This is a genomic window from Muricauda brasiliensis (assembly GCF_003057865.1).
Lineage (GTDB): Bacteria > Bacteroidota > Bacteroidia > Flavobacteriales > Flavobacteriaceae > Flagellimonas > Flagellimonas chongwuensis.
The window spans coordinates 1-12441 of record NZ_QBTW01000011.1 but is presented as its reverse complement, the minus strand read 5'-3'; the positions used below and the strand labels follow the sequence as shown (position 1 = coordinate 12441).

The window sequence follows — 12441 nt, the reverse complement described above, 5'->3', positions numbered from 1 at the left end:
CCAAGACTTTTTGTTGAAAAAAATGAATGGGTTTTTAGATTATTGGCGGAGGCCTCGAGAAGAGCTGGCTTGTTGCCAAGGTGCCAGAAACCTGAAAATCGTACTTGGAATCAATGTTCTGTTGAACAGCTATTTCAATTTGCTCGGAAATAGGTTCATGAGAATCGGTTAAAATACCAGGCGTATGAGTATCGGAGGCGATATTGTGACAAATGGCACAATGATCCAAATACCCTTCCGTGTCGTTGTGGTGGGTAAGCACATGGAGCCCAACAAGCTTCGTTGCCAAAAACAGGGCAAGAAACGCAAAGGTGATACTATTTAAAAAACGACTGTTTTTCATTCAAGAACAAATCTATTAAAAAACATTGTTATGCAAGGGTAATTTCCTTAATGTCCATATTTTTTTAGCATTTCCTTAATAGTGGATGGTAATTTTGTCAATTGTGAAAGTATATATATTCAATAAAGTTGGCAATTGAAGAGGTGTATTTCTTTTTGGATTTATAATTAAAGTAGGATATTTTTTCCATCATTAAAGTGCCATTTCACAACAAAACCATCTTGCCATACAACATAACTTCTCCAATCTACCCTGTTCTTGATAAGTTTGGGTAAGCCTTACTACGTAAGGAACACCTCATCATCCAAACTATGAACAAACCCCAATCCTCCCTAATTTTTAGGTGTTTTTTAGTGTTGACCCTTCTTGGTATAGCTTCGGTTCAAGTGGGATATGGACAGGATTGTGTTGCTATCGCAGGACCCAATCAGGTCGTTTCACAGGTCAATGCCGTTTTTATGGATGCCAATGCCGCACCTGTTGACGGTTTGGGAACTTGGAGCCGTTTATCTGGCCCATCTTCTGTAACCATCGATGATGTAAATGACCCCCAGACTCAATTATTGGATTTGGTGCCAGGAGATTACGTTTTCGAATGGACTGTTTCGGGGCCCAGCTGCGATACTGCTTCAGATTTGGTCGGGATTACCATACAGGGCATTGACTTGGAAATGGAAATTGTGGCAAGCAATACCGAACCCGATATTGGCGAAGTGGTAACTTTCACTGTAAACATGAGCAATTTTGGAGATGTGGATGCCACCAATGTTGTGGTGGAATATTTTGTTCCTTCAGGCTATAACGGTATTACCGCAATCAATAATTCAGGTTCTGTGGATGGTTCACAAAAAATAACATGGTTTGGATTTGATGTGCCAGTGGGGAGCAACACAGTTGCTTTAAGCTTTAATGCCACGGTACTTACCCCAACAGGAGCCAATGGAGAGTACACTCATGTGGCCGAAGTAATCTATGCCGATCAAATTGATGAGGATAGTACTGCGAACAATGATGATGGCGACCAGAGCGAGGATGATGAGGATAGCATTGATGCCGCTCCTGTTCAGGCCGATTTATCGTTGGTTACATCCGTGGTCGGTGGTAACTTGTCCCCGAACATAGGCTCACAGATCAGTTTTGAAATATCGGTTTCCAATAATGGTCCCCACGATGCAGAGAATGTACAGGTAGAAGACCAGTTGCTGTCTGGGTTTACCTTTGATTCTTATTCGGCAACAACGGGAACTTACGACCCGCTTACCGGGATTTGGCAAGTTGGGGCCGTGGGCAATGCAACTACGGAGACACTTACCATTGTAGTTGATATAAATGCTTCGGGAAATTATACCAATACGGCACAAATAATCGCTTCGGATGCTTTTGATATTGATTCAACACCCAACAACAATATTCCGACCGAGGACGATCAAGATGAAATTATTCTTACGCCTGTGCCGGTAATTGACCTCTCATTGACCAAAACTATTGATAAATCACCGCCTTTGGTGAGCGACAATGTAAGGTTTACCCTAACGGTGGCCAACGACGGTCCCAGTGGAGCAACTTCTGTAGAGGTATTGGATCTATTGCCCTCTGGATACACCTATGTTTCTGACGATGGTGGAGGTGCTTACGATGAAGTTACCGGTGTTTGGAATGTGGGTTCGGTTGCAAGCGGTGATTCAACCAGTTTAAGTATTCTTTGCAACGTAAACGCTTCGGGAGATTATGATAATGTGGCAGAAATTATAGCTCATGATCAAACGGATACGGATTCAACTCCCAACAACAATGTCCCTAGTGAAGACGATCAAGATGGTGTATCGGTGATACCGGTACCATTGGTAGATATATCCGTTGCCAAAACGGTAGACCAAATCATCCCGGAAGTGGGAGAGGAGATACTTTTTACGGTCACGGTACAAAATGATGGTCCAAGTGACGCCACTAATGTGGTTGTAACCGATGTTTTGACTTCTGGTTATCAATTAATCAGTTCTAACCCCTCAGTGGGTACTTATAATGGGACAAATGGTTCATGGGTCGTAGGAGATTTGGCCAACGGAGCTTCTGAAACTTTGGAAATTACCGTAGAAGTATTGCCAACAGGAAATTATACGAATACTGCCGAGTTGACGAACGTTTCGGAGATGGATGTGGACTCGAGCCCGAACAACAACAACGAATCGGAAGATGATCAGGATACCGTGGAACCCATTGTAATTCCAGTGGCCGATTTGCTGTTGCAGAAATCTGTGAATGTATTGAGTCCATACGTAGGGCAAGATGTGATTTTTACCATCAATATTACCAATTTGGGCCCAAGTGATGCTACCGGGGTCGCCGTGATGGATGTGTTGCCGGATGGATACACTTATGTTTCTCACGGAACCACGGCGGGAATCTATAACCAGGGTTCCGGAATGTGGAACCTTAATGGTACCCTGGAAGATACCGGTACAGAAACTCTTACCATTGTGGCCACGGTGAACAACTCAGGAGATTACTTCAATGTTACGGAGGTTTTTTCTTCCGATCAGTACGATCCCAATTCTATCCCCAATAACAACAATATTTTTGAAAATGACCAAGATAATGCTGGAACTACTCCCGTTCCGTCCGCAGATTTAAACTTGGATATTACTGTCGACAACGCCTCCCCGGATGTGGGAACGGAGGTTTTGTTCACCATTACCTTGACCAATGAGGGGCCAAGCGATGCCATCGGAGTTATTGTTGAAAATACGCTTCCAGATGGATTTACCTATGTTTCCGATGATTCAGGCGGTTTATTTAATCCATCTAACGGAATTTGGAACGTGGGCAATTTGGCTTTGGAATCACAGATAGAGCTTCAAATTGTTGCCGAAGTAAATCCTTCAGGGGATTATACGGTAGGTGCAGAGGTGATAAACTCCATTTTTTTCGATATCGATTCCACTCCTGGGAACCATATTCTGTCAGAAGATGATCAGGATGAACTGACGGTCGTGCCAAGACATGTGGCCGATATTTCGGTTTCAAAATCGGTCAATAATATGAATCCCGAAGTAGGGGATGAGATTGTTTTTGCCATTGAGGTACGTAATGATGGCCCCAACGATGCTTCCGGATTGATTATAGAGGATGAATTGGAAAGCGGTTATCAATTTGTTTCGGCAACAGCGTCAGCTGGAATTTATGATGAAATTGCTGGCACATGGAGTTTACCGTATTTGGCAAATGCAGCTACAGCAACTTTGGAGGTAAGGGCGATAGTGCTTTCGAGCGGTGAATACAAGAATACGGCCGAGCTTATTGCTTCAAATGTCTATGATCCAGATTCTACTCCTAATAACAATTTGGGTTCCGAGGACGATCAATCCACCGTGATACCTGCTCCAGAGGGACTAAGTGATTTGTCACTTTCAACAACTGTAGATAATGAAAACCCTAACGTGGGAGATGTAGTCCGTTTTGTGGTGAGTGTTACCAATAGTGGCCCATCCGATGCGAGAGGTGTCGCAGTGACAGATATGTTGCCATCCGGTTACACTTACCAATCGCACACCTCTACTGCTGGGGTGTACAATTCGGCTTCAGGAATTTGGAACGTGAACCGAACCATATTAAATCAAGATACGGAAAGTTTGGAGATTTTGGCCGTGGTAAATGCGCCAACAGGTCTGCAAAATGAGTACGTGAACGAAGCTTTTGTTTCATCAAGTTTATATCCTGACCCGGACAGCGACCCATCAATAGGGATTGGGGAGGATGATTTTGACGACGGTATTGCGGATGATGACGAAGCAACTGCCTTTGTAATACCTCAAACCACGGATATCTCAATCACTAAAAACGTAGACAATGCAATGCCCAATATAGGGGATGAGGTTGTTTTTGCAATAACGGTGACCAATCAAGGTGTTGATGATGCTACCCATTTGGGCATTCAGGAAGAATTGCCCATGGGATATCAATTTATCAGTTCGGAAACTACAGTAGGGACTTATGATGCTGAATCTTCATTTTGGGAGATTGAATCCCTTGCGGTTACCGAAACAGCAACCTTACTGCTTACCGTTAAGGTGATGGATATGGATGATTATATGAACAGGGTAAGTTTGGCCTATGTGGATCAATGGGATGTAGATGAAAGTAATAATTCGGCCGAAGCGTTTGTGGATCCAAGTTGCTTAGTGGTCTATAACGAGTTTTCTCCCAATGGAGATGGGGTCAACGATTACTTTAAGATTGATTGCCTAGGTCGTTATCCAAACAATACACTTCAAGTATACAACCGATGGGGAAATATTGTGTACCAGACAAAATCCTATAAAAATGATTGGGACGGTACACCGAACGGTCGTGCTATGGTCCAGCCCGAAGACCAGTTGCCCGTGGGAACCTATTATTATGTGCTGGATTTGGGCGATGGCTCGGAACCAAGAACAGATTGGTTGTATTTAAACAGATAAAAAATGGAGTTGGTTTCATCAAAATATAAAATAATCGGAGGTAAGCATGTACTTGTGCTAATGCTTGTCCTATGCTCTATTTTTGGATATGCTCAACAAGACCCGCAGTTTACGCAATACATGTACAACACCATGAGCGTTAATCCGGCATATGCTGGCAATAATGGTCATTTAACCGCATTGTTGTTGCACCGTTCGCAATGGGTAGGTGTAAATGGAGCTCCCAATACGCAGGTGCTTGCCGTGGATATGCCCTTGGAAAATAAACTAGGGGTGGGAGGCATCATTTCTCGTGATGCATTGGGGCCTTCCTCCGAAATATCGGTGGATGGAAACGTTTCGTACACCATTCAGTTGGATAGTGCCAATAGCAAATTATCCTTTGGGATGAAGCTCGGAGGTCGCATTTTTGATGTGGACTTCTCCAAAGGACTTACCGAAGATGCCGATGTGGCTTTTCAAAATAATATCAAGAGCAAATTCTTCCCAACCATTGGAGCAGGTCTTTATTATGATACGAAGAAAGGCTATTTAGGATTTGCCATACCCAATTTCTTTTCACAAAAACATTATGATGGGGAGGAGCAGGAAATCGCTGCGGAGCGTTTGCATTATTACTTTATTGGTGGAAAAGTGGTGGATTTGACCCCGGATGTGAAACTTAAACCAGCTTTTTTTGTGAAATGGGTTCCAGGAGCGCCAATTATAGCCGATTTATCCGTGAACGCCATGCTTAGGGAAACGTTCACCGTTGGATTGGCTTACCGCTGGGACGATTCGTTTTCAACCTTGTTGGGAATGCAGATCAACCCGAATTTTAGTGCCGGTTATGCTTACGACCTAACTACTTCCAATTTGGCGAGCTATACGGGAGGGTCACACGAATTGTTTGTCCGGTACGAGTTTAAAACTTCCCAAAAGCAGAAGGAGGCGCCTACATTTTAGACCCAAATGGGATTAGGGCGTAAATAGTCTGTATCTTTAACTTTACATTGGTAAAACAATGATTAAATTGATATGCTATGGAAAGAAATGAGCTCTACCCTGTTTTTTTAAAAGTAAATAACTTAAAGGTACTCATTGTTGGTGGAGGGAATGTTGGGTTGGAAAAGCTTACTTTCTTATTGAAGTCGAGTCCCAATGCCCAAGTTCAGATGGTCGCTCCCGAGTTTTTATCGGATACCTTGGAGTTGGCGGCAGCGCACCATGTGGAGATTACAGAAGATGTGTATCAAGAAAAATATTTGGAAGGCAAGCACATGGTTGTGGCCTGTACGGATAAACCCGAAGTGAACGAGCAAGTTTACCACGATTGTAGAAAGCTGAGCAAGTTGGTGAACGTAGCCGATAATCCACCGTTTTGTGATTTTTATATGGGTGGTATTGTGACGAAGGGGAATGTGAAAGTTGCCATTTCTACCAACGGACAATCACCAACAACCGCAAAAAGATTACGACAATTCTTTGAGGATGTTATTCCCGAAAATATTGATGACTTGGTAAAAAACTTGAACGAATATAGAAAAACCTTAAAAGGCGATTTTGAGCAAAAGGTCGAAGCGTTGAACGAGTTTACCAAAGGCTTGGTCAACCAAAAAGATTAAGCAGGTTACAAGCGCTTCATTGCTTCAATTAAGTCATCTCTTTTTCTTGGTGAAATATTCACCTGCATATCGTTGCTCATTATAAGGTGGCCTCCATCAGATTTGACATATTTTTTCACTTTTTTTAAATTGATTAGAAAACTATTGTGAACCCGCATAAAGTAATGTTCCGAAAGCAACATTTCGTATTCCTTTAAATGTTTGCTCACCAAGAGCATGCTTTCATCTTCCAACATAAAACAAGTATACGAGCCATCCGCTTTGCAGGCCACTATCTCATCTAAGGCAATAAACTCCATTCCGGCCGTGGTGGCAAGGCAAATTTTTTCGGGACGTACTTTTCCGCGAGAAATGCTTTGCATTAATGTATCTAACTGTTCTCTGTAAACATTGGTGTCCATTCGGTTTCTTGCTTTTTCTACTGCTTGCTGGAGTTCGTCCAAATCTATAGGCTTCAGTAAATAATCCAAGGAGCTGAACTTTATGGCCTTGATGGCATATTTTTCAAACGCAGTGGTGAAAACAACTTCAAAGTTGGGGTCTTTTATTTGGTTAAGTACATCGAACCCTACACCAGATTGTAGCTCTATGTCCAAGAAAACAATATCTGGACTGTAGATGGATAATACTTTCACTGCCTCTTCTACTGAGCCGGCCATAGCAATTACTTGCACTTCTTTGCAAAATTCTTCCAGCATGGATTTTAAGGTTTCTCTGCTGTGTTTCTCATCTTCAATTATTACTGCTTTTAAAATCATAGGGCTATTTTTAGGGGTTATTTGGTTATTTATTGCTGCAGGCTAAGTTTTGAAATTGATGTGATTCTAAAAATGAAAAAGGATTTTTCTTTCAAATTATATCAGAATTTGATTATTATTCATATATTTGGTTTATTGCCAGTATTATATAGTTTTTGTTTTGGATTGGCATTACGGCTATCAACCGATTTTTCTTTTCATTAGATTACATAGTTTTTCGATAGTACCTTACTGTCTTGCTGGTTTATTAGACTGTGTAATAGGGTTATAACGTTTTTGTTTTCCTTTATAGGGGAAAATTGCTTTTCACTGTATTAAGTTAAACATTTTTACGGGGGGAAGAATAAATAGTGGCAAAAAACCCTAGTTATCATTTTCTATGAAAATGATAACTTTTTGTGCCAGTACGTAAAAAATAACTCACCATTTTCAATCCTATAGATAACTGTTGCGCAGCATAACCCCATACTTGCTTTCAGCTTAAGAATTTACTCATGGTGAGTTTTTATTCAACAACTTATATATTTTGGACTGCACTGCCTTTATCGCCAGAACCAAAGGCAAAACAATAGTTTTATGTGCAGCCCAATATTTATTTTTGGTTGATAAATCTACATTTATCATAATTAAAAAACCGGTGCCATTTGACGTATGTGGGGTTTGAGTTTATGGATGGCCCTTTTGAGTTCACGTAATTTTAAATTAAATCCTTTTTGATGTAAAATGGGACTCCTCGATTAAAAGGAAATCCCATTTTTTACAACAGGAGAACACTAAAAAGATTCTTAATTTTAAACTGATCATGCAGAATGATATAGCTCTGGATGGTTAAAGTATTTTGTAGCTCTAGAAAAGGATTTCTTCTTATGAGGCATTTTGGCCACAAAGTGTCCTTTAAAATCTATTGATGCAATATTGCTGAAGTAACCAAGCATGTCCTCGTAGTCATTTATATTGATTCCGGCTTTTGCCAAGTTATTTTGCATAACCGATTTGTTCAATTTGGTTTCCCAATTTCCGTTTATTCTTATGTCTTTAGATCTTATGATTAAAATCTTGAGCTTTTTTAAGTGCCAGGTCGGAACATAGAAATTGGTAACACCATCCTTTAAAGATTTAAAGGTCACGTACACCTTGCCAACATTTTTGTACACTTTTGCGGTATAGCCAACACTACTGTTGCTCAATGGTAGTTTTAGACAAGAGTTATCCGATTCCAAATAGAATAGAATGGAGTTTTTGTTCAGGACTTCTTCTGTGATTTGTGGAACGTCTATGGAAAACGACCAATTGGGTAATTGTTCTCTAATATCAAAAGACAAAAGTTCCACCGTATTTTGCGTTTTGGACGCGCATGATTGTTTGTGATCCCGTAGTACTGTGCTGGATTTCTTAATAAGATAGATCGGGTATCCTATTATTACAGCGGCACAAATCAATGTCCAGAAGATAGTCAATAGATACATAACTTTATTTTTTGTTAAAACTTGGGAACCTTTTTCAGCTACTAAATAACAAAGAAAAATAGTAGCTAAACCCCATCAATATACGGATGGGCCTTTTCAATTGACGTATGAGAAACCACCGATAAAAAGAGTGTTTTTACAGATGAAATACACTCATTTTTTTCTTAAATGGACATTTGGAAGCACAAATTTGGTTTACTACTTACCCTATGATGTCTTATTGGTCTTTTCCAATTGGCCGATTACGCCCATTACATCATAATTTGCAATTTTTCTAGTACTATAATTTCGTTTTATGTGGTTCACGTATGTGTGGATTTCCAGAGTATAGTAGTTTTCCAGTTCAAAGACAGGATCTTTGGCAATTTCTAGACTACTGTTCACTTTCATTTTGCCATAAGCTCTTGCATGGTAGACAATTTTATAGTTGTTATTATCATTATCCATCCACTCAATGGTCACTTCAATAAAATCGTCCATTCGTTCTCTTAACTTGTAGTTCGCATGCTTGGGTATGTTCCCAAACTCATATTCAGACTTAATTAGGTCCAAAATCCATTTTTCCAGAAAGTTATCCTTCATGTCATTTAAATTTTAGGTGTTCTGATTTTGATCAGCGATTGACCAATGGTTCTATAAATCTTTAATGAGGTTGAAATGGTTTTGAATTGTTTTTTGATACTGCTGGGCCAATACCTTGATTCGTTAATTATTCTTTTGATTCTTAATTTTTTTTGAGAGTATTACTAAATCCGATGTTTGGTTTATTCTGTGATGTGCAATAGTGTCTTTAACCAATTAATCGCATTTTTCCTGGCCATTTCACTTTGGTCTTTACCTTCGGTATCAAATCCGTGACCCACACCCTCATAAATATGATGTTTCACAGGGACCCCTTTTTCTTCCAATAAGTCCACCATACACAATGTGTTTTCTGTTAGATAGCCCTTAGAAGGAATCTGATATAGGATTGGGGCATAAGGACGGTATATATTATTCACAAATGCATTCTCATTACAAGGCCCCGGCCCCCAATAACCATATCCTGAGGATCCCCCATAGTAGAAAACCCCTCCGGCAAAACCATTTTCCGGTTTGGTTTGAGGTGGCTGAACTCCCGATGAGGCATCATATTTGTTTCCGTCAAAACTTTGTGTCCATTCCCAATCGGCGGGAGTTGAGTCGGTATCATAAAGTGTTGCCGCCAATGCACTGGCTCCGTCGGAAAAACCAAGTAAGGCGATGTCATTCGGTCTTACCAATGGCTTCCCGTTATCAAGTTTTAGGTTTTTGAGTACTTCCAAGGCCATGTTGGCATCTTTGGGACGAACAAATTGAGAACTGATTCTAAAGTTGTCCGGAGCGTCCGTCCATTTTCCAGATCTCTCTTTTACATTCCTTCCAGAATAGCTGTCCACAAATGCGCCAACAATACAGTTGTCATCAAAAATTTCCCTCCAATCCCGATTTTGACTGGACATTTTTCCGGTAGTCGGGTCATCATTCGACCACATTCCACCAGAACCGTGCATTACCACCACTGCAGGATAATTTTCATTTCCGCAGCCCTCGGGGATTGACAGGTAAATAGGGATTTTATCTTGCTGTATCTGGACATAGATAATAGTGTCCAAGGTAGATTGCGCCATTATAATTTCCGGAGCATCGGCCACAGAGGGTAAACCATCGTTATCCTCGCTGCATGATATAAAACAGACAGATAACACTAGAAGTAGGTTAAGTTTGATAAATAATTTAGACATTGTTTTTTTCATAATTTCATATTAATAAGTGCAGGAACAATTAGAAACCCCTTGGAACAAATCGATGCCCAAGGTCAGAACATGGGTACCCTTCGAGTACCCAAGTATCTCATTCATGATAACCTGATAGGAATATCCAAAATAGAAATCACCTTTTTTAAGTCCAATAACGGGAGCTATGTAAAGTGGTGAGCCAAACTGGTCGTTTAAGAACCTATAGGTTATGCCGGCATAGTAGTAGTTCAGAAAATCATACCATTTGAATTTTGTGTTTATATCAGTAATTGACCTTCCATCACTCTCAAAATATTGAAAGAAAACAGAAGGTTCTATCTCAAAATCCGTTCTCGAGTTCTTCCTGAATTTGTATCCCGAATACAGATAATAATTGCGCAGGGTGTTAGGTTCGAAAATCGGGTTGAATTTTTCAAATTCTTTATTCAGAATATTGGCGGCGTTCACGCTAACATAAAACCCTCTGCGCCGGTACAACATGCCCACATCAAAATTTGGATTGCTGGATGACCTATCATTAATCACAGCAGGGTCAGTGTTTGGGTCAAAATTTTCAATATCTATCCTAAATTGATTTAGGTTAAAGGAAAGCGCTAAGGAGAAATACTGGTCATCATATTTATTAAGAGTCAGGTGATGCGCAAAAGAAACTTTTCCTCCACGTTGTTTTGTTTCACCATTGGAATCGTTATAGATGACCATTCCAATACCCGAACGGTTACCCAATCGAACATCTGCCGATAACGATTGGGTATCTGGCGCATCCTTAATGCCGACCCATTGGGTAACCCCGTTCATACGCACCTTTACATAATCACCAATTCCTGCATAGGAGGGGGACATTACAAAAGGATTGTCGGACAAGTATTGGGACAATTGCGGAATCGTCAGCTCTTGTCCTTTTACAAGAAACAGGTTTATGAATATTAGGAAAACTACGACTCTCTTCATTTATCAATTAATTTTATCTATACAATGTGAAGTGACCAACAAATTCACGCCCAGACCCATCATTTAGCCTCACGATGTACCAGTAGTCCCCAGAAGGCATAGGGCTAGAGTCATATTCCCCATCCCAAGCATCCGATGTGCCTAAGATTTGGATTTCTCTTCCATACCTGTCAAAAATGTGGGTTTTGATGTCAGGGAACAGTTCGGAATTCTTTGGAGACCAAAAGTCATTTTCTCCATCACCATTTGGAGTGAAGAAATCGGGTATAGTGATTTCTACCAAGTTCATGGTGATACTCTGTATCACCTGACAACCGTAGCTGTCAACGACTCTCACCGTGAAATTGCCACTTCTCTTTATGGTATAGGTATTGGAATTGGAAGCGCCTTGGTCATCAAAATAATAGGTGTAAGGAGCATTTCCACCCGTAACGTTTGCGGTGATTTGATTTACATATTCACTGGTTAGTGACAGCTCCATTTTCTCAAAGTTTTCAACCTCAAAGGGAATCTCTCCAATACATCCATTATTGTGCATTATGAATAGGCTATGACTGCCAGAACTGATATTCCCAAAATCTGGAGTTAAAATGAAATCATTTGGATCTGTCGAGTCCAAGGCATAAAGCACATCACTACTGATTGATGGGTCTGAAAGAGATACCTGGATTGTATTTGATGGTAAGTTGTCCTCACATAAATACATCACATCCACAATACCACCAAGATTGGGCCCACCCGGCTTGATTTCAAAACTTGTATTGGTTTGACAACCTGTGTTGTCAATTACGGTCATTTGGTAATTTCCAGGAGACAAATTCTCAATGGAGAATGTGTTAGAATTGAAGACCATGGGGTTAGAATTGTTGAGCTGTACTGTAATGGGAAAAACAGCATCTCCAATCGCTACAGAGACAGAACCGTCATTACTTTCCCAACAGGTTTCATTTTCTACGTTTGTCGATATATCAAATCCAAAACTTAACCCCGCGTCGTATGTGAATGTCGCTGAATCGGCGGAGCATCCGTCGGCGTTGGTCGCGGTGATGACATAGTCTGCCCCGTCGGTCCCCCCTGAGATGTT

10 protein-coding genes are annotated in these 12441 nt (G+C 40.7%); 3 read left to right on the top strand and 7 right to left on the bottom strand.

Going from position 1 to position 12441, the window contains the following annotated elements; translation table 11 throughout:
- Positions 1-34: 34 nt before the first annotated feature.
- Complete coding sequence (locus DCK90_RS06075) at positions 35-343, bottom strand: hypothetical protein (RefSeq protein WP_108245301.1); 309 nt, start codon at positions 341-343, stop codon at positions 35-37.
- Between the two features lie 311 nt (positions 344-654).
- On the opposite strand from DCK90_RS06075, the gene DCK90_RS06070 reads away from it, so the two are divergent.
- The 3 genes from DCK90_RS06070 (at position 655) to DCK90_RS06060 (ending at position 6404) form a co-directional block, all read left to right on the top strand.
- Positions 655-4800: a T9SS type B sorting domain-containing protein gene (locus tag DCK90_RS06070; protein ID WP_108245300.1), complete on the top strand. Its 4146-nt coding sequence runs from the start codon at positions 655-657 to the stop codon at positions 4798-4800.
- A 3-nt stretch (positions 4801-4803) separates the two neighbouring features.
- On the top strand, positions 4804-5745 hold the full coding sequence (locus DCK90_RS06065; protein WP_108245299.1) for a PorP/SprF family type IX secretion system membrane protein: 942 nt from the start codon (positions 4804-4806) through the stop codon (positions 5743-5745).
- 77 nt (positions 5746-5822) lie between these two features.
- The gene (locus DCK90_RS06060) at positions 5823-6404 is read left to right on the top strand and encodes a precorrin-2 dehydrogenase/sirohydrochlorin ferrochelatase family protein (protein ID WP_108245298.1); all 582 of its coding nucleotides are present in this window, start codon (positions 5823-5825) and stop codon (positions 6402-6404) included.
- A gap of 5 nt (positions 6405-6409) precedes the next feature.
- Here DCK90_RS06060 and DCK90_RS06055 read toward each other — a convergent pair whose 3' ends face one another.
- The 6 genes from DCK90_RS06055 to DCK90_RS06030 all read right to left on the bottom strand — a co-directional run.
- Entirely contained in the window at positions 6410-7162 is a 753-nt protein-coding gene (locus tag DCK90_RS06055; protein WP_108245297.1) for a LytR/AlgR family response regulator transcription factor, read from the bottom strand.
- Positions 7163-7962: 800 nt separating this feature from the next.
- A complete protein-coding gene (locus DCK90_RS06050) occupies positions 7963-8628 on the bottom strand; it encodes a hypothetical protein (RefSeq protein ID WP_108245296.1) in 666 nt (221 codons plus the stop codon).
- Positions 8629-8835: 207 nt separating this feature from the next.
- Positions 8836-9210 (bottom strand): hypothetical protein, encoded by a 375-nt coding sequence (locus DCK90_RS06045; protein ID WP_108245295.1) that lies wholly within the window; start codon positions 9208-9210, stop codon positions 8836-8838.
- 182 nt (positions 9211-9392) lie between these two features.
- Positions 9393-10391 (bottom strand): dienelactone hydrolase family protein, encoded by a 999-nt coding sequence (locus tag DCK90_RS06040; RefSeq protein WP_159075776.1) that lies wholly within the window; start codon positions 10389-10391, stop codon positions 9393-9395.
- A 21-nt stretch (positions 10392-10412) separates the two neighbouring features.
- Positions 10413-11357 carry a PorP/SprF family type IX secretion system membrane protein gene (locus tag DCK90_RS06035; protein ID WP_108245293.1) on the bottom strand — a complete coding sequence of 315 codons (945 nt, stop codon included), beginning with the start codon at positions 11355-11357 and terminating at the stop codon, positions 10413-10415.
- 13 nt (positions 11358-11370) lie between these two features.
- A partial coding sequence (locus DCK90_RS06030) for a T9SS type B sorting domain-containing protein (RefSeq protein WP_159075775.1) occupies positions 11371-12441 on the bottom strand: 1071 nt, incomplete at its 5' end.

Bases quoted from the DNA above. Each gene is read 5' to 3' on its own strand.
- DCK90_RS06075 (WP_108245301.1), bottom strand. From the start codon at position 343: ATGAAAAACAGTCGTTTTTTAAATAGTATCACCTTTGCGTTTCTTGCC.
- DCK90_RS06045 (WP_108245295.1), bottom strand. From the start codon at position 9,210: ATGAAGGATAACTTTCTGGAAAAATGGATTTTGGACCTAATTAAGTCT.
- DCK90_RS06065 (WP_108245299.1), top strand. From the start codon at position 4,804: ATGGAGTTGGTTTCATCAAAATATAAAATAATCGGAGGTAAGCATGTA.
- DCK90_RS06055 (WP_108245297.1), bottom strand. From the start codon at position 7,162: ATGATTTTAAAAGCAGTAATAATTGAAGATGAGAAACACAGCAGAGAA.
- DCK90_RS06035 (WP_108245293.1), bottom strand. From the start codon at position 11,357: ATGAAGAGAGTCGTAGTTTTCCTAATATTCATAAACCTGTTTCTTGTA.
- DCK90_RS06060 (WP_108245298.1), top strand. From the start codon at position 5,823: ATGGAAAGAAATGAGCTCTACCCTGTTTTTTTAAAAGTAAATAACTTA.
- DCK90_RS06050 (WP_108245296.1), bottom strand. From the start codon at position 8,628: ATGTATCTATTGACTATCTTCTGGACATTGATTTGTGCCGCTGTAATA.
- DCK90_RS06070 (WP_108245300.1), top strand. From the start codon at position 655: ATGAACAAACCCCAATCCTCCCTAATTTTTAGGTGTTTTTTAGTGTTG.
- DCK90_RS06040 (WP_159075776.1), bottom strand. From the start codon at position 10,391: ATGTCTAAATTATTTATCAAACTTAACCTACTTCTAGTGTTATCTGTC.